Consider the following 17,742-nt stretch of genomic DNA (forward strand, 5'->3'; position numbering starts at 1 on the left):
TGTCGGTGTATCGGTGCGGGTTTAGCCGCTTCGGTCGCGGGGTGCAAGACGCCGTTTTGCGCGTGAAGCGCCTTCAAGGCTACCGGGGTTCATAGATATAATCTCGCCGGAAAGGATAAGAGGATCCGGTGCCTGGCAGGTCGGATGCGGCCCCCGTGTCGTCGGGGCGGGTCAACAGGATCTGATAAAGCGCGGTCCAGCCTTCCTCGAAGGCCAGCGCGCAGCCGGCAAGGTACAGGCGGAAGGCGCGCAGGACCTCGGCCGCGCGATCGACTGAAAGAGTCTTGCGCAGCACGGCCTCGGCCTCGGTCAGGCGGGATTCCAGGCGGTCGGACCAGCACCACAGCGTCCGGGCGTAATGCGGGCGCAGGTTCTCGGTATCGACCATCTCCAGCCCGGCCAGCGAGAGTTGCCGGATGGCCTGGCTGACATGGATCAACTCGCCGCCGGGGAAGATGTATTTCTCGATGAAATCGCCCATGCCGCCGCCGACAATGGCCTCGTCCACGCCGGTCACGCTGATCCCGTGGTTCAGCGCCATTCCGCCGGGCCGCAGCAGGTCGTGGATGCGCTTGCAATAGGTCGCCATGTTGGCGCGCCCCACATGTTCGAACATCCCGACCGAGGCGAGCTTGTCGAAAGGCTGCTCGGGCGAAAGATCGCGATAGTCGCAAAGCAGGATCCTGACGCGGTCGCCCAGCCCCCGTTCCTGGATCTGGCGCGTGACATGATCGAACTGGTTCTGGGACAGGGTGATGCCGGTCGCGTCGACGCCGTAAGTCTCGGCCGCGTGGAACAGCAGCGCGCCCCAGCCCGCGCCGATATCGACGAAGCGTTCACCTGGCCGCAGGTCCAGCTTGCGGCAGATATGGTCCAGTTTCGCGACCTGCGCCTGAGAAAGATCCATGTTCGGGTCGCGGAAATAGGCGCAGGAATAGACCTGCAACGGGTCCAGCCAGATCCGGTAGAAATCGTCCGAGACATCATAGTGAAAGCGGATCTGCGCCGCGTCGCGGTCGCGGCTGTGGCGCATGATCGAGGCAAGGTTCCACCATGCCCGCTGCCAGGGCCGGGGACGCTGCGGCTGGCCTTCGTCCGGGACCAGTGCTGCCACCACATGCATCAGATCGCGCATCCCGCCCTGGACCGAAACCTTGCCCGAGACGATATCCGAGCCGAGCGCGCCAAGGTTTCCGGTGGCAAGCGGCCCAAGCGCCGCCGAATCGTGAAAGACGATCTCGACCGCCGCATCGTTGCGGCCGAGCTTTGCGCCGGATGGCAACTGCACGCGCAGCGGCACCCCCAAGTGGTCAAGCTTGGATTGAATCACGCGATCTACGGCTGACATGGCGCACCCCGCTTTGCGAAACACGGGCCAAGACGCCCGATCCTGCCATACGAGTATAAAATAAGCGCAGGGAAGCCGGTTTGGTCAACCCTTTGTGTCGGTTGCGCCTGCCAGCCAGCCGGTTGAGATATGCTGGAAAAAACAAAAGCGGCCCGAAGGCCGCTTTTCGTTTTCTTCCTTCCGGAAGATTTTGGAGCGGGCGATGAGATTCGAACTCACGACCCTAACCTTGGCAAGGTTATGCTCTACCCCTGAGCTACGCCCGCACTCCATCCCGTTGGCTCGTCGCCTTCGGTGAGCGGTGATTTATGGGACCGCGCGGGGAGGCGCAAGGGGAAAAAACCGCTTTCCACAAAAAATCTGCAAACTTTCTTTTGCACAGGTCAGGCGGTCTCGAACCGCGGAAGAAGGCTTGCGATCGCGCGGTTCGCGGCACCGGCCCGCAGGGCGTCGCGCAGGAATTGCGGCAGCGAACGCCGATGCCGGGCGAAATCCGCGGGCGGGGTCAGGGTCGGATCGGCGCCCAGAAGAAGCTGCATCCCGCCCGCGGCCGAATCCGCGCGGATGGTGATGTTGAACCCATCGCCCGGCCCGTTCGACAGGACGTGGCGCTGCGTCGTGCAACCGGGAAAATTGGCCGGATCGAAGGGCAGGATGTTGATCAGCGGCGAAAAGAAGAACCGCTCGGACTGTCCAAGCCCGTGATCGGCGGCGATCTGCTCGATGCGGTAGCGCCCGTGACGGCGCAGCTTGCGCAGCTCGCCACACAGGCGGGTGACGGCGGGGCCCAACGGTTCCGCCGGTTCCAGCGCCGCGCGGAAGGGCAGGATATTCACGACCAGCGCCGGCACACCGATCGCGACGCTGCCCATCCGGCTGAGATAGGGCAGCCAGACCGGCATCACGATCTGACCCGCATCGTCGCGGCGCTCGGCCGAGGCGTCCTGCAGGTGAAGCGCGGCCCAGGCGGCGCACAGCACGGTCAGCAGGTCCGGCCAGCCCATGCCCCATTCCGCGCTTCGCGCGAGCAGGTCGGCCTGCAGGTCCTCCAGCGACTGTTCATGGGACAGGTCTTCGGCGGGATAATTCTCTGACCCCTTGGTCAGCACGCGTGGCGGTGGGCAGGCGGTCAGCACGGCCTGCCAATGCCGGCCATCCGCGACATGGCGCGACGAGGCGCGATAGCCTGCCTCCTCTGCCAGGTAATCGGCAAAGCGGCCCAGCGGCTGGCCGGGATCGCCCGAGCCCGTCTCGAAGGCGTAAAGGCGGGCGGCACGAGCCTCGATCATGCCCATCGCATAGCCGTCCAGCACGATGTGATGGCCGCGGTTGAACCAGATCAGGTGCTCGGGACCAAGACGGAGCAGCCATTGCGCCGAAAGCGGCTGGCGGGCCAGATCCAGCGGCGCCGCGACGTCGGCCTGCATCATCGCAAAGGCATGCTCGCGCGGCTGGCGGTGGCCGGACAGGTCGATCAGGCGCAGCGCGGGCCGTCGCGCCAGGTCCAGGCCCTGTCTGGGGCCATTCGGCCCGTCATCGAAGCGCAGGGCCAGAACGTCGGTTTCGGCGATGGTACGGCCAATGGCGCGCGCCAGTGCGTCGGGATCGGTCGGTCCGGTGAATTCGATCGCATGGGCGACGGTCGACACCGCCTCGCCCGGATGCAGGCGGAATTCTTCCCAGAAATCCAGCTGCGCAAGGGTCAGCTGCTGGGTGGGGGAAATGGTTTGTTGCGTCATGGAAAAGCGTCCCGTCCGCGGGCTTGCGAAATGTGATGCAAGTTAGGGGGAAGAGGCTGGCTGGCCCGCGACGTTGTCGCGGGCCGGCTTGCTTCGAGAGAGAAAGCCGGATAAAAATACTCGACTATTTTGCGCCGTCAAGCGGGCTTTGACGGTTGCGCGCATTTGTGTCGCAGCCGCCCGCGGATTTTCAGAACAGGATTCTCGTCATGATTGAATTCACCCGCTGGCCCAAGGATCAGGCGCGGCATTACCGCGATGCCGGATACTGGATCGACCAGCCCCTGACTCAGATCCTCGACGCTCAGCTTTCCGCCCAGCCCGAGGCTGTTGCGATCGTCTGCGGCGACCGGCGCGTCACCTATGCCAAGCTGGACCGGATGTCGCGCAACCTGGCGGCCCGACTGGCCGAGGCGGGGCTGTCGCAGGGCGACCGGGCGCTGGTCCAATTGCCGAACGTGGCCGAGTTCTATGTCGTCTTCTTCGCCCTGCTGCGCATCGGGGTCGCCCCGGTCAATGCGCTGTTCAGCCACAGACGGATGGAGATGGCCGAATATGCCCGCCAGATCCAGCCAGCGGTGGTCATCGGATCGCGCGGGCACGAGCTTTTCCGCGACGATGCCTTTGCCGCCGAGCTGCGAGAAGCGGGGGCGCGGCATGTCCTGCTGCTGGGCGAGGATGCGCCCGAAAGCAGCCTTGCCCACTGGCTGACCGCTGGCCCGGAGTTGCCTGCCGGTGCAGGGCCAAGCCCCGCGGACGAGGTCGCCTTCTTCCAGCTTTCGGGTGGCAGCACGGGAACGCCCAAGTTGATTCCGCGGACCCATAATGACTATGATTACAGCGTCCGGGCCAGCGCCGAGATCTGCGGCGTGACCTCTGCCACGCGCTTCCTGTGCGCTTTGCCGGCGGCGCATAACTTTCCGCTCAGTTCGCCCGGCGCGCTTGGCGTCTTTCATGCCGGGGGCACCGTCATCCTTGCCGCCAGCCCCGAGCCTCTGGCCTGTTTCGATCTGATCGAGGCCGAGGGCGTCACGATGGTCCCGCTGGTTCCACCCGCCGTCGCGCTGTGGCTGCGCGCCGTCGAAGAATCGCCCGAACGCCGGGCGGGGTTGGCGACTCTGGACCTGATGCTGGTCGGTGGCGCCAGCTTTGCCGAGGCGACGGCGCGGCGCGTGCCCGAGATTTTGGGCTGCCGCCTGCAGCAGGTCTTTGGCATGGCCGAAGGGCTGGTGAACTATACCCGGCTGGACGATCCCGACGGGATCGTGTTCGCGATGCAGGGCCGGCCCATCAGCCCCGATGACGAAATCCGCGTACTGGACGACCAGGGCCATCCGGTGCCGGATGGTGTGCCGGGCGCGCTGGCGACGCGCGGTCCCTATACCTTCCGGGGCTATTACCGCAGCCCCGAACACAATGCGCAGGCCTTTGACGCGGACGGTTTCTATCACTCGGGTGACGTCGTCGTGCGCGAAGGCGGCTATCTGCGCGTGGTCGGGCGGATCAAGGACCAAATCAACCGGGGCGGAGAGAAGATCGCGTCGGAAGAGGTCGAGAACCTGCTGATGCGCCATCCCGACATCACCCATGCCGCGCTGGTCGCCACGCCCGACGCCCACCTGGGCGAAAAAAGCTGCGCCTTTCTTGTCCTGCGCGACGGGACAGGCAGGCTAAGCCCGCCTGCCTTGCGCCGCCACCTGCTTGATGCGGGCGTGGCGGAATACAAGCTGCCCGACCGCTTCCGCATCCTGCCTGAACTGCCGCTGACCGCCGTGGGCAAGATCGACAAGCGCCGCCTGCGTGACAGCCTTATTGCCGAGACCGCCTGAAAGGAAACCCGATGGATATTGCCGAAAAGACCGAAATCAGCGCCGAATGGCTGGCCGCCCGCGTCGCCGGGATGATCGAGGACGATTGCGAGATCGACCCGTCCGAGAACCTTGTCCTTTACGGGCTGGATTCCATTGCCGTCATGACTTTCTCGGCCGAACTGAAGCGGATGGGGGTCGAGGCCAGCTTTGACGAACTGGCCCGCGACCCCACGCTGGACGCCTGGTGGACGCTGATCGCGTCGCGGCTTTAGCGCGGTCTCAGGCGCGCAGTGTCGCGCCGCCGTCGACGTAAAGGTCGGCCATGGTCACATGGCCCGCCTGGTCCGACAAAAGGAACAGGACGGCCCCCGCGATATCCTCGGGGGTCGCCAGCTTTTTCAGGGGAATCCCGGTGCGGAAATGCTCCAGATTGCCCTCGATCACCGCGCGTTCACCCGCGCCGCCGTCCTCGGTCCACATGCCGGTCTGCATCGGCGTCAGGGTCGAACCCGGGGCGACGATGTTGCAGCGCACGCCCTCGGCGGCAAGCTCCAGCCCAAGGCAGCGGATCAGCATCGTCGCCGCCGCTTTCGACGCCGCATAGGCCCCCATGTTGCGCCGCGGAATCCCCGCCGCGTTGGAACTGACCGCGACCAGCGCGCCGCCCCCGTTTCGCGCGATCGCCCGGCCAAGCGCGCGGGTCGCGTGGAACGTGCCGGTGGCGTTGACGCCGATCACGCGGTCCCATTCCTCGGACGAAAGCTCCAACAGCGGGCCGATCGACAGCACGCCTGCGGCATGGACGCCCAGTGTCACCGGGCCATGCGCGGCCTCGACCCCTGCCACCAGGGCCTCGACCGCGGCGCCGTCGCGGATGTCGAGCGCATGGGCGATCGCGCCTGCAGGCGGCGGGCTTGCCGTCAGCGCCGTGCCTAGGTCGGTCGCGACGACACGTGCACCGGCCTCCAGCAGGGAGCGGGTGATGGCTTGGCCAATGCCACCTGCGGCACCGGTGACGATGGCGGTTTTCCCCTCGAACCCGGTCAGGCGCATGATGTCGCCCCGGCCGTGTCGAACAATGCCACGGCATCCGCTGTCAGCATCGGCACCCCGCAGGTCGCGGCGATCCACGCCATCGCCATGTCGTGCTTGTCGCGGCTGAAATCGGCCTGGGCATCGGCCACGGGGAATGTCTCGATATCCAGCTGGAACGCCTCGGCTGCGGTGGCGAGGCAGCCGATATGGGCATAGATGCCGCAGATCATCAGCTGGTCGCGCCCGCGCGCCCGCATCAGGCGTTCAAGGTTCGAGCGCTGGAAGGCGCTGTAGCGATGCTTGACCAGCACGATGTCGTCAGGTTCGGGGGCAAGCTCGGGCAGGATTTCTTCGTGCTCGGGCAGGGTGCCCATGCCCGGTCCCCACAGGTCGGCCTGCAGCCCGCGATCGGGGCGGAACTGGTTGCCCTTTTGCGCGGTAAAGAAAACCGGGACACCCGCCCGGCGCGCGCCCGCAAGCAGGGCGGCGATATTCGCGACGACCGGCTCAAGCGGTGCGCCCGGCGGAAAGGGGCGGCAGAAATAGCGCTGCATGTCATGGACCAGCAGGGCCAACCGCTCGGGTCGGGGTTGCCATGTCCCCCGAGCCGCAGGCAAGGCAGATGCGTCGGGAAGATCATAGTTCGGGATGCCGGGCAGGGCCATCAGCAAGTCTCTCCTTGAGGGGTGATGCCTGGCAGCGCAGCGTCGGCGGGCAGTCCCAGCGCGCTGAGAAGCGCGCCGAATTTCGCGCCGGTCTCGGCGGCCTCGGCCATCGGGTCCGAGCCGGGAACGATGCCCGCCCCGGCATAAAGGCGGGCGCTGCGGCCGCTGATCTCGGCGCAGCGGATGGCGACGTGCCACGCCCCGTCGCCGTGTTCGTCGCACCAGCCGACGGCGCCTGCGTAGAAATCGCGCGGCACCGGCTCGATCCGGCGGATCAGGTCATTGGCGCGCGCCAGCGGCAGGCCGCAGACAGCGGGTGTGGGGTGCAGCAGTGCCGCCAGCAGGATCGACGGGGTCTCGGGGTCGCGCAACCTGCCGCGGATCCGTGTGCCCAGGTGCCACATGCTGCGCGTGCTGGTCAGCGTCGTACCGTCCGGGGCCTCAAGCTCGCGACACCAGGGGGTAAGCAGGTCCATGATGTATTCCACCACAAAGCGGTGTTCGCGCCGGTCCTTGTCCGAACGCAGCAGCGCGTCCGAGACTGCGCGGTCGGCGCTGACCGAAGCCTGACGCCGCGCCGACCCCGCCAGCGGGTGCGAGGCGATCAGCCCGCCGGTCTTTTCAACCAGCAGTTCGGGGGTGCCGCCGCACAGCTCGCGCGGCGCTTGCCCTTGCGACGGCAGCGCGACGCGAAAGGCGGTGACGGCCGGATCCTCGCCCAGCCGCGCCATCAGTGCCGCCAGCGGGATTTCGGTCCCCGCCTCGACCCGCAGGGTGCGGGCAAGCACGATCTTTTCCAGCGCATCCCTGTCGCCCACGCTGTCCTGCATGACGGCCAGAGCGCGGGAAACCAGCGCCGCATATTGGGCGGCCGAGGGTTCGGCCGTGACGCTCAACGGTCCCGGTGCGGGGGTGGGTGGGGTTGCTGCGGGTGCGGTCCCGCGATGGCGTCGGCACTGCCACAGGCAGTCGTCATCGGCCCGGTCAAAAGGCAGGGCACCGCCGACGATGGTGCCGGGGCGCGCCTGCTGAAAGACGCGGGCGACGCGGGCGCCCAGCGTTGCGGATGGTCCGCGCGGCACCGGGACCGGGGCGCCTTGCCCGGTGATATGGCCTTGCGGACCGTGAAAGGCGAACTGCACCGGGTCGTCGCCGGGCCTTGCCAGAACGTCCGTGGATTCGGAGATGCGAATGTTCATGCGATGTCTCGTTGAATGAGCTTGCGCCTTGCGCGCGACCCCGCAATCGCGAAGTCGGGGCGGCGAATATCCGTCGGCGGCCGAAAGGGTGGCCGCGGCTGCGGGGTTGCAGAAATCTCCTGCCGAAAACGATGTTCATGGGTGGCGAATGCGTCCGCGCTCCGCTGAATGGCGGATGCGAGCGGACGCAAGGGGAGGTCGTGGTGAAATCGCCCCCGCAGGCTGCCCGCCGGGAACCTGTCAGAGGCGAATATTAAAGGCAAGTAAATTCGTCAGGATTGTATTGGCCGGCGAATTTCCGCGCTTCACGATCCGGCAAGGCGGCGGAACTCAACCCGCGGCCAAGGGTTTGCCCCAGCCAGGAACAGGCCGGAGAAGCGATCTTGACCACTTCCAGACCTTTCGATCTTGGGCAGGCGCGGGCCTGCGTCATCGTGAACATGGGCTCGGGTCGCAAGACTGGCGACAGCGTCGCAGCCGAGATCCGCGCCCGGCTTCAGGGGCGCGTGGCCGGGCTGGTCTTTCACCAGCTGGAAAAGGGCGCGGACCTGTCCGCGACCGCACAGAATGCGGTGGCCGAAGGCCATGATCTGATCGTCGCGGTCGGGGGCGACGGCACGCAGGCGGGGGTTGCGGGCGCAGTCGTCGGGACTGGTGCCGTCATGGTGGTCGTGCCCTGCGGCACCTTCAACTATTTCGCGCGCGATCTGGGCCTTGGGCAAACACCCGAGGAGGCGCTGCGGGTTTTCGACGCGCCCACTGTTCGCACGGTCGATGTTGGCGAGATGAATGGGGTGCTGTTTCTCAACAATGTCAGCTTTGGCGCCTATCCCGAGATCCTGAAGCGGCGTGAAAGCATCTATCGCCGTTGGGGTCGGTCCCGCCTTGCGGCCTATTGGTCGGCGCTGGTGGCGATGTGGAACCTGCGCCATCCATTGCATTTGACTGTGCGCGCGAATGGCGAGGAGCGGCGCTTTACCACCGCGCTCGCCTTCATTGCGAAAAGCGCCTATCAGCTTGAGGCCTTTGGCCTGGACGGGGCCGAGGATATCCGGCAGGGGCGATTGGCGCTGCTGGTCGCGCGTGCCCGACGGCCGGGGCCGCTGGTCCGCTCGGCGCTGCGGCTCGCCTTTGGCAAATCGGCGCGCTATCAGGATTTCGACCTGATCAGCGCCCCGGAGATGCATCTGCAAACCGTCCCGCAGCATGAATATGTCGCCCATGACGGCGAAAAGATGTGGATGGATTCGCCCTTCCATGTCCGCGTCCTACCGGGCGCGCTGTCGGTGCTGGTGCCCGAGGGCAGCGGAGGGCGCGACGCCGCATGACCCGGCTGCTGCATCTGTCCGACCTGCATTTCGGCCTTGAGCGCAAGGAACTGGTCGACCCGCTTCTGGATCGGGTGAATGGCGCGCGACCCGATCTGGTCGTCGTCACCGGCGATCTGACGCATCGCGGTCGCTCGTCCCAGTTCGCACGGGCCGAGACCTTCCTGCGCCGGATCGAGGCGCCGCTGATCGCTGTCCCCGGCAATCACGACATTCCCCTGTATCGCCTGCCGGACCGGATGATGCAGCCCTATCTGCGCTATCGACGGGCCATCGCGGCGAATCTTGAACCCGTCGGCCATGTCGGGCGGTTGCGGGTGCAGGGGGTGAACAGCGTCGATACGATGGCGTGGCAGCGTGGTGTCCTGACGGCCGCGCAGATGCGCCGCGTGACCGAGGGGATCGATCCCGATTGCATCAACATCGTCGCCATGCATCACCCGATGCAGCAGCGCCCCGAGGTCGACAAGGCGCTGATGCGCGGCGCGCCCCAGGCGCTGGCGCTGTTCGAGTTGCAGGGCATCCAGGTGGTGCTGACCGGGCACCTGCATGTGTGGTCTGCGGGGGCTTTCCTGCCGCCCGAGGGGCGCGGCATCCTGCAGATCCAGGCCGGAACAGCGCTTTGCGCGCGCGAGACGGATCGCCAGAACGAATTCGCGGTTCTTGATTTCGAGGGCCCCGAACTGCGGATCGAGCGCCATGTCGCCCCGATGGACGAGCCCGGCTTTCGTCCGCCCGAGCTTTTGCGCTTTACCCGCGCCGACGGACGCTGGCGCAAAGTGGTCGCGTAAACCCGACAATTTCACTTCGTTTTCTCTGGACCTGCTCCCGCCAAGTCATTAGTCCGGCCCGGAACGCCGCCTTGCGGTTGCCGGAAACCTGGGAGAAATGCCTTGCGCGCCTTGATGCCATCCGTCGTTCTTGCCCTTTTCCTGGGCACTTCCGCCCTTGCCGCCGATCTCAGCATCCCCACCGCACAGGGAGAGGTGACACTGGCCGCCCCACCCGAAAAGGTCGCAGTCTATGATCTTCCGGCACTGGACACGCTGACGGCGCTGGGGGTCGAGGCGGCGGGCGTGCCCGAACGGCTGTATGTCGCAAGGCTCGAGTCGGTGGCCGGCAAGGCTGCGCCGGTCGGGACGCTGTTCGAGCCGAACCTTGAGGCGCTGGCCGGGCTGGCCCCTGATCTTGTCATCGTGGGTGGTCGGTCAGCCGCGCAGAAGGCGGCGGTCGAACAGGTCGCGCCCGTCATCGACATGACCATCGGAGAGGATCTTCTGGGCGATGCCCGCGCCCGCCTTGAGGCTTTCGGAACGCTTTTCGGGCGCGAACAGAAGGCGGCGGAGCTGGAGGCCGAGCTTGACCGTCGCATCGCCGCCGCGACCGAGGCGGGCAAGGACAAGGGCCGGGCGCTGATCGTGATGACGAACGGACCGAAGCTGTCGGCTTACGGTCGCAATTCGCGCTTTGGCTGGATCCACGCGGCGACCGGGATGCCCGAGGCCGCCGATCACATCAGCACCGCCAATCACGGCGATGCCATCAGCCATGAATTCATCGCGCAGGCGAACCCGGACTGGCTGTTCGTGATCGACCGCGCCGCTGCCATCGGCGAGGCCGGGCAATCGGCGCAAGCCACGCTGGACAATCCGCTGGTCGCGGGCACCAATGCGTGGAAATCGGGCCATGTCGTCTATCTGGACGCAGCCGACGCCTATATCTCGGCTGGGGGCTACGGCTCGACCGTTTCCCTGCTGGACGCGCTGACCAAGGCGCTGACAGGGCAATGAGGCTTGTGCCAGCCGGCCTTGCGGTCCTGGCGCTGCTTGCCTGCGCCAGCCTGACCGTCGGGGCCGCCAGCGTCAGCATTCTCGACGCCACCCGCGATCCCCGTGCAGCGCTGATCCTTATGGAATCACGGCTGCCACGGACATTGGCCGTGATCCTGACCGGCGCGGCGCTGGCCGTGGCCGGGGTCGTGCTGCAAGCGCTGGTCCGCAACCGCTTCGTCGGCCCCGAGACGACTGGCACCGCCGAAAGTGCGGCGCTGGGCCTGCTGGCCGTATCGGTATGGGCCCCGGCGTCGCCGATCTGGGCCAAGATGGTCGCCGCAAGCCTGGCCGCCATGGCCGGGACGGCCCTGTTCGTGGCCGTGATCCGCCGCATCCCCGTGCGCGAGGTGATGTTGGTGCCCATCGCGGGGCTGGTGCTGTCGGGCGTGATCGGATCGGTCGCGACCTTTGTCGGCTGGCAGACGGACCTGCTGCAATATGTCAACGCCTGGCTGATGGCGGGCGAATTCTCGGGCGTGCTTGCGGGGCGCTATGAATTGCTATGGGTCGCTGCCGCCGCGGCAGGGCTGGCCTGGTTCGCGGCTGACCGGTTTGCGATCTTGGGATTGGGCGAGGGCGTCGCGACCGGGCTGGGGCTGTCGCCGGGCGGTGTCATGCGGCTGGGTCTGGCCGTGGTCGCGGTGGTCACGGCGATGGTCGTCACCACGGTCGGGATGATCCCCTTTGTCGGGCTGGTGGTCCCGAACATCGTCGCGCGGGTGATGGGGGACAACCTGCGCGCCTCGATTCCGGCGGTCGCGGTCCTTGGGGCCGTGCTGCTGTTGGCCTGTGATCTGCTGGGGCGGCTGGTTCGCTTTCCCTATGAAATCCCGGTCGGCACCATTCTGGGCGTGGTCGGCGCCATGATCTTCCTGTGGCTGCTTTATCGCAGGCCCGCGCATGGCTAGGCGCACGGTTCTGTTGGCGCTGGCTGCGGGCTTGGCGGCGGTTTCCGCGATCTGGATGCTGCAGGGCCTGCCATCGGGTCCGGCGCGCGGCTTCGTCCTTGGCCTGCGGGCAGAACGGCTGGCCGGTCTGGTGCTGGTCGGCGCCTCGACCGGGATAGCGACGATCCTGTTCCAGACGGTGGCCGCAAACCGGGTGCTGACCCCGCAGATCATGGGCTTCGATGCGCTGTACATGCTGTTGCAGACCTTGCTGGTCGCGGCGCTGGGTATCGCCGGTTTCGCCGCCCTGCCGGTCTGGGCCAAGTTCGCGGGCGAGGTCGGGGTGATGGCGCTGCTGTCCTCGCTGCTGTTCGGGGCGCTGCTGGGGCAGGGGACGCGGGACATTCCGCGGATGATCCTGACCGGGGTGATCCTTGGCGTGATGTTTCGCGCGCTGAACGCGTTTATCGGCCGCGTGCTGGATCCGAACGAATTCGCCGTGGTCCAGCAGGCCAGTTTCGCCAGTTTCAGCAAGCTGGACGCCGCGCTGCTGCCGGCCGGGCTGGTCCTGACGCTGGTGGGGGGGATTTCCGCCGCGCGAATGGCAGGCAGGCTGGACGTGCTGGCGCTGGGGCGGGACAGCGCAATCTCGCTGGGGATCAGGCAGGGGCGCTTCGTGCCGATGGTTCTGGCGCTGGTCGCGATCATGACCTCGGTCGCGACGGCACTGGTCGGGCCGATCACGTTCTTCGGGCTGATCGTCGCCGGGCTGACCCACGGGGTGATGCGCAGCGCGCGCCATGCCGACCTGCTGCCCGCCGCCGCGCTGATCGCCGCGATCACGCTGGTGCTGGGCCAGTTGGGGTTCGAGCGGCTGATGGGCCAGGTGGGCTTTCTGTCGGTCGGGATCGAATTCGCGGGCGGGCTGTTCTTTCTTTTCCTGCTCATCAGGGGGCGTATCCGATGATCCGCATTTCGGGACTTGGCCACCGGATCGGTTCGGCCCGGATTCTTGACGACATCTCGGCCGATCTGCCGCGCGGGGCGCTGACCGCGCTGATCGGGCCGAATGGCGTGGGAAAGTCGACGCTGCTGCGGCTGATCGGACGGTTGGAGCCGTTGCAGACCGGGCAGATCGCGCTGGACGGGCGTGACATCCGTCAGACGCCGACCGAGACGCTGGCCCTGCGCATGGCGGTACTGGGCCAGCAGACCGCCATCGCAAGCCGCCTGCGCCTGCGCGAACTGGTCGCCTTTGGCCGCTGGCCGCATCACCGGGGCCGCCCGCGCCCCGAAGATGCGCGCATCGTCGAGGACGCGCTTGCGGCCTTCGGGCTTCTTGATCTGGGGGGACGCTTTCTTGATGAGGTGTCGGGGGGGCAGGCGCAGCGCGCCTATCTGGCGATGACGGTCGCGCAGGACACCGACTGGCTGCTGCTGGACGAACCGCTGAACAATCTGGACATGGCCCATGCCCGCGCGCTGATGGCCCGGTTGGCCGAGTTGGTCCGAGAGCAGAAGAAAAGCGTCGTGACCGTCATCCACGAGGTGAACTATGCCGCCGCCTGGGCGGATCACGTCGTGGCAATGAAAGGCGGGCGCATCGTGGCGCAGGGCGCTCCGCACGAGGTTCTTACCTCGGGCATCCTGACCCAGCTTTACGACACGCCCGTCGAAGTCGGCAGCCATCTGGGGCGGCCGCTGATCCTGCACCACGTCTGACGTCGGGGCGCGGCGCGTTCTCTCAGGCCTTGGGCTCGATGCGAAGGCGCGTGCCCCAGGGGTCCGTGAACTCGGCCGAGCCCAGTCCCGCCAGCGCAGCCGCATCGGCCTGCAGCACCACTTCGGACAGCCCGGTCGTGTCGGGGCTGCGTTGCCCCGCGCCGCGACTGTTCCAGATATTGCCCGCCAGATGGTGGTGATAGCCGCCGGTCGCAAAGAAGCTGGCCCCGGCGCGATGGGCGGTGCGATCCATGCCAAGGCTTCCGGTATAGAAATCCTCGGCCTTTGCGACGTCGCCTACCTGCAGGTGCACATGGCCCACGACGGTGCCGTCGGGCGCCGCGCGCCAGCCATCCTTGCCCGCCTCGGCCAGGGAGCGCAGGTCCAGTCTTCGGGTGTCCATCGTGACCTCGCCGTCCTGCCAGGTCCAGCTGTCGCGGGGGCGGTCGACATAGACCTCGATCCCGTTGCCTTCGGGGTCGCGCAGATAGATCGCCTCGCTGACCAGATGGTCCGAGGCGCCGTCAAGCGCGATGCCGGTTTCGGCGATCCGGCGCAGCGAGCTTCCCAGCGCGGCCCGGTCGGGCAGCAGGAAGGCGGTGTGGAAAAGCCCGGCCTCGGCCGGGCGATGGCGCGCGGTCTTGTCCTGGTGCAGCTTGACCAGCGGCTTGCCGGCGACGCCAAGCACGGCTTGCGTGCCGTCCTGGGAAAGCTGTTCAAGCCCGATCACGCGCTGATAGTAATCCCCGACCTTGGCCAGATCGTTGACGGTCAGCGCCACATGGCCGATCTGGATGGGGGCGTCACTGGTTGCCATGGTCATCTCCTGTCATCTTGCGTTCAATCTAACCCGCCGGGTGCTGGTTCGAAATGGCGGCAGACGGGGAACACTGTCTTCAAAACGGCGACAATCATGGGGTGATTGCCTTCCAGCGCTGCCTGACGCATGATGCGCGATCCTTTTTGCCATGATCCGATGACATCCAAAGCCAAAGAACCGCGCCGTCCCGCCCGCGCGCCCCGCCCGAATTCCGCCCCTGCTGCCGCCGCTGCACCCGCAGCCGAGGCTGCGCCCCTTGCGGCGGACCAGTCGCGGATGGAGATATTCCTGGTCGCCACCCCGGGGCTGGAGGAGCCGCTTGCGCAAGAGGCCCGCGCCCTTGGCTTCGACGCGGTGATCCAGCCGGGCGGCGTGACCTTCACCGGAGGTTGGCCGGCTGTCTGGCGCGCGAACCTTGAGGTCCGGGGCGCGACCCGCGTGCTGGTGCGCATCGGCAGTTTCCGCGCCATGCACCCGGCGCAGCTCGACAAGCGCGCGCACCGCTTTCCCTGGGCCGATTTCCTGCGCCCCGACATCCCCGTCCGGGTCGAGGCGACCAGCCGCAAATCCCGCATCTATCACGCTGGCGCCATCACCCAGCGGATCGAGGCAGCCTTGCGCGACACGCTGGGCGCGACCATCGCCGAGGACGCGCCGGTGACGATCAAGGTGCGGATCGAGGATGACCTTTGCACCATCAGCCTGGACACGTCGGGGGAATCCCTGCATCGCCGCGGCTACAAGCAGGCGGTCGCCAAGGCCCCGATGCGCGAGACGATGGCGGCGATGTTCCTGCGCCAATGCGGCTTCGACGGGTCCGAGCCGGTGCTGGACCCGATGTGCGGTTCGGGCACCTTCGTCATTGAGGCGGCCGAGATCGCGGCCGGGTTGAAGCCGGGGCGTGCCCGCAATTTTGCCTTTCAGCATCTGGTCAGCTTCGATCCCGCGGCGTGGGACGCGCTGCGTAGTGCGGGTCCGGCGGCCACGCCCGGTTCGGTCCGCTTCCGGGGCAGCGACCGTGATGCCGGCGCGATTCGCATGAGCCGCGACAACGCCGAACGCGCGGGCCTTGTCGACTGGACAGAGTTCCAAAGCACCGCCATCGCCGACCTTCAGCGGCCGGACGGCCCGCCCGGGCTGGTCATCATCAACCCGCCCTATGGCGCGCGGATCGGCAACAAGGGTCCGCTGTTCGGCCTGCATGCCGCGATGGGAGAGGTGCTGCGCGCACGGTTCAAGGGCTGGCGCGTCGGCATCGTCACCAGCGATCCGCAGCTTGCCCGCGCCACCGGCCTGCCATTCAAGGATCCGGGGCCTTACGTCGCGCATGGCGGGTTGAAGGTGCGGCTGTTCCAGACCGACCCGCTTTAGGGCCGGGCCGGGTTATAGCAGGTGGCCGGATTTTTCGGCCTTCACGTCCAGATAGCCGGTATTGTGCCGGTTGCGGGGGGTGATCAGGGGCACGCGCTCGGCCACGGTGATGCCGTGGCCCTGTAGCATCGCGACCTTGCGGGGATTATTGGTCATCAGGCGAACGCTGTGAAAGCCCATCTCGCGCAGGATGCCCGCACCGATGCGAAAGTCGCGCTCGTCATCCTCGAATCCCAGCCGGTGGTTCGCCTCGACCGTGTCGAAGCCCTGGTTCTGCAGGGCATAGGCGCGCATCTTGTTCGCAAGCCCGATCCCGCGCCCTTCCTGGTTCAGATACAGCAGGACGCCTTCGCCCCGCTGCCCCATCGCGCCAAGCGCCGCGTGAAGCTGCGGGCCGCAATCGCATTTCAGACTGCCCAGCACGTCACCGGTGAAGCAGGCCGAATGCAGCCGCGCCAGAACCGGCTTGTCGCGCGAGGGGGCGCCGATCTCGACCGCGTAATGTTCGGACTGGCCGTCATCGGGGCGAAAGATATGCAGCTTGGAGTTTTCAGCAGAAAGCAGCGGCAGCCGCGCGGCGGCGACCGGCGCCATCCCGGCCTCGGCCGCCAAGGCCTCGATGGTCGGGCCGGGTTGCAGGCGGGTCAGCCCCTCGGGCACCTCGGGCACGGGAACCACCAGCGCGGCTGGCAGGAGCTGGGCGGACTTGATCAGGGCGATGGCGGCGCGGTCGGGCGCGGCATCGCCGCCGCGCAGGCTTTTCAGCGGCCCCTTCATCGGGGTCATCAGGTCGCCTGCCGGATCGGCCAGCGCGCGCAGCCAGTGCAGGTCGGCATCGCCCGGCAACTCGATCCGCGCCAGGTCGCCGTCATAGACCCGCGCCTTCAGCGTCTCGGCGCGCCACCGCGTGACCGCTAGATGTGCCGGTCCCAAAGTCCGCATCAGGGCCAGCCGCTCGGGGCCCAAAGTCTCGACCGCCGCGACCAGATACCCGCCGATCGCCACGGGCAATCCGATACGCAGGTCGGCGCGCGCGCGGGACACGCTTTCGGTCAGGGTCGGGATCAGGCTCATTGCAGGGGTCCGCGATTGAAACAAACTGAAACATAGGGACGATTTCCGACAACTCCATGTGAGAATTGCTGCACTGCGCTTTACGCGCGCCCCGTGTCCGCTCAGGTTTCCGTGAAAATGTCTATGGAGGCAAGCATGGCCGGACTGAAAAAGATCCTGTTGATCGACGATGAAGAGGACCTGCGCGAGGCCCTGGCCGAGCAGCTGGTCGCCACCGAGGATTTCGAGGTGTTCGAGGCCGGAACCGGCCACGAGGCGGTCGAGCGCACCCGCGCCGCGATCTTCGACCTGGTGGTGCTTGACGTGGGCCTGCCCGACACGGATGGACGCGAGCTGTGCAAGCGGCTGCGCAAGCAGGGCGTGAAATGCCCGATCGTCATGCTGACCGGGCACGACACCGACGCGGACACCATCCTTGGGCTCGACAGCGGCGCGAATGACTATATCACCAAGCCCTTCAAGTTCCCGGTCCTGCTGGCCCGCCTGCGCGCGCAGCTGCGCACGCATGAGCAGTCCGAGGACGCGATCTTCCAGCTTGGCCCGTATACGTTCAAGCCGGCGATGAAGATGCTGATCGACCAGAAGGACCGCAAGATCCGCCTGACCGAAAAGGAAACCAACATCCTGAAGTTCCTTTATCGCGCGCAGGATGGCGTCGTGCCGCGCGACGTGCTGCTGCACGAGGTCTGGGGCTACAATGCGGGCGTGACCACCCACACGCTGGAAACCCACATCTATCGCCTGCGCCAGAAGATCGAACCCGATCCGACCAGCGCACGCCTGCTGGTGACGGAATCCGGCGGCTATCGCCTGGTTGCCTGACCGGGACCTGGGGCGAACCGGGGATACCCCTTCGGTTCACCCCTCTCTGGCGGGGCGACGCGGCAAGGTGGACAAGCCGGTGTCCGGGT

At 67.0% G+C, this 17,742-nt stretch carries 17 protein-coding genes and 1 tRNA gene; 10 read left to right on the forward strand and 8 right to left on the reverse strand.

Going from position 1 to position 17,742, the window contains the following annotated elements; genetic code table 11:
* Positions 1 to 79 precede the first annotated feature (79 nt).
* The 3 genes from ACO2Q4_RS00760 to ACO2Q4_RS00770 form a co-directional block, all read right to left on the reverse strand.
* The gene (locus tag ACO2Q4_RS00760; protein ID WP_423316629.1) at positions 80 to 1,348 is read right to left on the reverse strand and encodes a class I SAM-dependent methyltransferase; all 1,269 of its coding nucleotides are present in this window, start codon (positions 1,346 to 1,348) and stop codon (positions 80 to 82) included.
* 191 nt (positions 1,349 to 1,539) lie between these two features.
* Positions 1,540 to 1,614: transfer RNA gene (locus ACO2Q4_RS00765), tRNA-Gly, on the reverse strand.
* A 117-nt stretch (positions 1,615 to 1,731) separates the two neighbouring features.
* Positions 1,732 to 3,087 carry a condensation domain-containing protein gene (locus tag ACO2Q4_RS00770; protein ID WP_423316631.1) on the reverse strand — a complete coding sequence of 452 codons (1,356 nt, stop codon included), beginning with the start codon at positions 3,085 to 3,087 and terminating at the stop codon, positions 1,732 to 1,734.
* A gap of 209 nt (positions 3,088 to 3,296) precedes the next feature.
* On the opposite strand from ACO2Q4_RS00770, the gene ACO2Q4_RS00775 reads away from it, so the two are divergent.
* The gene (locus ACO2Q4_RS00775; RefSeq protein ID WP_423316633.1) at positions 3,297 to 4,916 is read left to right on the forward strand and encodes a (2,3-dihydroxybenzoyl)adenylate synthase; all 1,620 of its coding nucleotides are present in this window, start codon (positions 3,297 to 3,299) and stop codon (positions 4,914 to 4,916) included.
* Positions 4,917 to 4,927: 11 nt separating this feature from the next.
* Positions 4,928 to 5,170, forward strand: a complete 243-nt coding sequence (locus tag ACO2Q4_RS00780) for a phosphopantetheine-binding protein (protein ID WP_311760251.1) — start codon at positions 4,928 to 4,930, stop codon at positions 5,168 to 5,170.
* A gap of 7 nt (positions 5,171 to 5,177) precedes the next feature.
* Here ACO2Q4_RS00780 and ACO2Q4_RS00785 read toward each other — a convergent pair whose 3' ends face one another.
* The 3 genes from ACO2Q4_RS00785 to ACO2Q4_RS00795 are packed head-to-tail and all read right to left on the reverse strand — an operon-like array spanning position 5,178 to position 7,797.
* Positions 5,178 to 5,951: an SDR family oxidoreductase gene (locus tag ACO2Q4_RS00785; protein WP_423316635.1), complete on the reverse strand. Its 774-nt coding sequence runs from the start codon at positions 5,949 to 5,951 to the stop codon at positions 5,178 to 5,180.
* Positions 5,942 to 6,598 carry an isochorismatase family protein gene (locus ACO2Q4_RS00790; protein ID WP_395134551.1) on the reverse strand — a complete coding sequence of 219 codons (657 nt, stop codon included), beginning with the start codon at positions 6,596 to 6,598 and terminating at the stop codon, positions 5,942 to 5,944. Before ACO2Q4_RS00790 ends, ACO2Q4_RS00785 begins: the two co-directional genes overlap by 10 nt.
* Positions 6,598 to 7,797 (reverse strand): isochorismate synthase, encoded by a 1,200-nt coding sequence (locus ACO2Q4_RS00795; RefSeq protein WP_423316638.1) that lies wholly within the window; start codon positions 7,795 to 7,797, stop codon positions 6,598 to 6,600. The genes ACO2Q4_RS00790 and ACO2Q4_RS00795 overlap by 1 nt, the downstream gene beginning before the upstream one ends.
* Before the next feature lie 383 nt (positions 7,798 to 8,180).
* On the opposite strand from ACO2Q4_RS00795, the gene ACO2Q4_RS00800 reads away from it, so the two are divergent.
* From ACO2Q4_RS00800 to ACO2Q4_RS00825, 6 genes are all read left to right on the forward strand, one after another.
* Positions 8,181 to 9,125, forward strand: a complete 945-nt coding sequence (locus ACO2Q4_RS00800) for a diacylglycerol/lipid kinase family protein (protein ID WP_423316640.1) — start codon at positions 8,181 to 8,183, stop codon at positions 9,123 to 9,125.
* Entirely contained in the window at positions 9,122 to 9,916 is a 795-nt protein-coding gene (locus ACO2Q4_RS00805; RefSeq protein ID WP_311760256.1) for a metallophosphoesterase family protein, read from the forward strand. Before ACO2Q4_RS00800 ends, ACO2Q4_RS00805 begins: the two co-directional genes overlap by 4 nt.
* A gap of 114 nt (positions 9,917 to 10,030) precedes the next feature.
* Complete coding sequence (locus ACO2Q4_RS00810) at positions 10,031 to 10,915, forward strand: siderophore ABC transporter substrate-binding protein (protein ID WP_423317298.1); 885 nt, start codon at positions 10,031 to 10,033, stop codon at positions 10,913 to 10,915.
* A gap of 5 nt (positions 10,916 to 10,920) precedes the next feature.
* Entirely contained in the window at positions 10,921 to 11,865 is a 945-nt protein-coding gene (locus ACO2Q4_RS00815; protein ID WP_390908494.1) for an ABC transporter permease, read from the forward strand.
* Positions 11,858 to 12,811 carry an iron chelate uptake ABC transporter family permease subunit gene (locus ACO2Q4_RS00820; RefSeq protein WP_423316642.1) on the forward strand — a complete coding sequence of 318 codons (954 nt, stop codon included), beginning with the start codon at positions 11,858 to 11,860 and terminating at the stop codon, positions 12,809 to 12,811. The genes ACO2Q4_RS00815 and ACO2Q4_RS00820 overlap by 8 nt, the downstream gene beginning before the upstream one ends.
* The gene (locus ACO2Q4_RS00825) at positions 12,808 to 13,566 is read left to right on the forward strand and encodes an ABC transporter ATP-binding protein (protein WP_423316644.1); all 759 of its coding nucleotides are present in this window, start codon (positions 12,808 to 12,810) and stop codon (positions 13,564 to 13,566) included. The genes ACO2Q4_RS00820 and ACO2Q4_RS00825 overlap by 4 nt, the downstream gene beginning before the upstream one ends.
* Positions 13,567 to 13,588: 22 nt before the next feature.
* On the opposite strand, the gene ACO2Q4_RS00830 is transcribed toward ACO2Q4_RS00825, so the two are convergent.
* Positions 13,589 to 14,383, reverse strand: a complete 795-nt coding sequence (locus ACO2Q4_RS00830) for a VOC family protein (protein WP_423316645.1) — start codon at positions 14,381 to 14,383, stop codon at positions 13,589 to 13,591.
* A gap of 279 nt (positions 14,384 to 14,662) precedes the next feature.
* Here ACO2Q4_RS00830 and ACO2Q4_RS00835 point away from each other — a divergent pair, with 279 nt between their 5' ends.
* The gene (locus ACO2Q4_RS00835; protein WP_423317300.1) at positions 14,663 to 15,757 is read left to right on the forward strand and encodes a THUMP domain-containing class I SAM-dependent RNA methyltransferase; all 1,095 of its coding nucleotides are present in this window, start codon (positions 14,663 to 14,665) and stop codon (positions 15,755 to 15,757) included.
* 12 nt (positions 15,758 to 15,769) lie between these two features.
* Here ACO2Q4_RS00835 and ribA read toward each other — a convergent pair whose 3' ends face one another.
* Positions 15,770 to 16,831: a GTP cyclohydrolase II gene (gene ribA, locus ACO2Q4_RS00840; RefSeq protein WP_311760262.1), complete on the reverse strand. Its 1,062-nt coding sequence runs from the start codon at positions 16,829 to 16,831 to the stop codon at positions 15,770 to 15,772.
* Between the two features lie 135 nt (positions 16,832 to 16,966).
* Here ribA and ACO2Q4_RS00845 point away from each other — a divergent pair, with 135 nt between their 5' ends.
* Positions 16,967 to 17,653 carry a response regulator transcription factor gene (locus ACO2Q4_RS00845; protein ID WP_311760263.1) on the forward strand — a complete coding sequence of 229 codons (687 nt, stop codon included), beginning with the start codon at positions 16,967 to 16,969 and terminating at the stop codon, positions 17,651 to 17,653.
* Positions 17,654 to 17,742: the final 89 nt, after the last annotated feature.

Origin of the sequence: Paracoccus sp. KR1-242 (genome assembly GCF_049446195.1) — a bacterium.
In the GTDB taxonomy this organism is placed as follows: domain Bacteria; phylum Pseudomonadota; class Alphaproteobacteria; order Rhodobacterales; family Rhodobacteraceae; genus Paracoccus; species Paracoccus broussonetiae.